This window comes from Endozoicomonas sp. SESOKO3, assembly GCF_024606255.1.
Map to the genome: position 1 here is coordinate 1 of NZ_JAHHPR010000183.1, position 1966 is coordinate 1966.

Annotated in this window: 1 protein-coding gene; it reads left to right on the forward strand. The window is 49.3% G+C overall.

What is annotated here, in order from left to right; genetic code table 11:
* On the forward strand, positions 1–1580 hold a 1580-nt coding region (locus KDK18_RS03220), incomplete at its 5' end, for a hypothetical protein (protein WP_257253172.1).
* Between the last annotated feature and the right edge of the window lie 386 nt (positions 1581–1966).

Sequence of the window (1966 nt, forward strand, 5' to 3'; positions counted from 1 at the left end):
ATCCTGAACAACACCTGCATACTATGGGTTTAAATTGTTATATCCATCCCTGTAATGGTGTTTGTCGATTTCGACCATCTTCCGACTCATCCAATAGCGTAGTGCCAGATTGTGAAGAAAGTTCGACATACGACACTGAAGAAACATCCGGAGAACGTTCATGCTCCCACGCGGCCAACAGACTCTGCTATCGTTGCAGCCCTGTAGATGGGGTCGCCTCAGACGGGGCCGCGGACTCAATGGGTGCAGGGGCAGCAGGTACCATTGACTCCAACGGGCAAAAAACCTGTAACGTGATCTTAGTCGGTGAAGATGGCCAACTGCGGCAATGCCAGAAAGTCTACAAGAATCAAAAATCACTTACGTCTCACAAAGCCAGATACCATACCGGGCAAAAAACCTGTGACGGAACGGTTGTCGGGGAGGATGGCCAGCCACGGTCATGCGGAATGGTCTGCCAGAATGCTAATGCCCTCGCTTATCACAAAAGAAGCGTCCACACCGTAAAACAAAAACAAACCTGTACCATGACCGTGGTTGGGAAAGATGGCCAGCAGCGACCATGCGGAAAGACCTACGATAATGTTCAAACCCTGTCGAATCACAAAAGGATATACCATAGCGGGCAAAAAAGCTGTCATGTAACAGTAGTCGGCGAGGATGGCCAGCCACGGCCATGCGGAATGGTCTTCCGGCATATTGGAGCGCTGGCGGGTCACAAAACAAGATGCCATACCGGACAAAAAACCTGTGTCGTGATGGTGATCGGGAAAAATGGCCAGCCGCAGCCATGCGGCACAGTCTGCAATAATGCTAAAGCCCTGTCAGCTCACAAAAACAATCACCATAGCGGGCAACGAACCTGTGACATAACCGTGATTGGGGAGGATGGCCAGCCTCGTCGATGCGGGGAGGAATGCACAAGTTCTCATGCTCTGACGTTTCACAAAAGAACCTCCCACACTGGACAACAAACCTGTGACGTAACCGTCGTTGGAAAAGATGGCCAAAAGCGACTATGCGGGGCAGTCTGCAAGAACGCTCAAAACCTGTCGGGTCACAAAAGCAGAATGCACAGCGGGGAACGAACCTGTGACGTGATCATGACCGGGGAGGATGGCCAGCAGCAGCCATGCAGGAAAGTCTACAAGAGTTATCAGGAACTGAGGGATCACATAAGAAAAGATCACAGCGGGAAACAAACCTGTGAGGAAACTGTAATTGGGAAGAACAGGCAGCAGCGGCCGTGCGGGGCGGTGTGTAAGAGTGCTTTAGCCCTTTCGGTTCACAAAAGCGCATACCATACCGGGTCAAAAACCTGCTATGTAACACTAACCGGAGAGGATGGCCGACCATGGCCATGCGGAAAGCTCTTCGATAATGCCAAAGCCCTGTCGATCCACAAAAGAAAAGACCACAGCGAGCCACAAACCTGCGATATGACGGTGGTCGGAGAGGATGGTCTGCAGAGGCCGTGCGGGACTGTCTGCAAGAATGCTTTTGAACTGACGCGACATAAAGGAATACATCGCAAACGCAAGCTTGTTGATGTAGAACGAAACAATGACCTCACGCCTTGAAATGGCACCCGCCCTTCATGAAGAAGACACAAAAACACTCTTTATTCTGACCAGCAGAGACGTCTTTCTATGCTCAAACCCTTATTCATCCTTACCTGTAAGACAGAAATTGTTATATCTATTCTGGACAAGCAACCTACAACGTAATTTCAGTCGGCAAGGATGGCCAGACAAAAAGATCTCACCGGCATCAGGATGAATGAATTACCGTGATGAATGACGGGTTATGCGTAGCTTTTGCTTCTCGGAAGGAGCAGGAGAAAAGATATTTTGCAACACCTTCTTGATGAAGAGATAAAAAACACGCTTGTTTTCCTGATCTATCCTTCTTCTCTGTAAACCAGAGGACAAGGATAGAATTATTAAACACTCACTTTTTGCGGCAC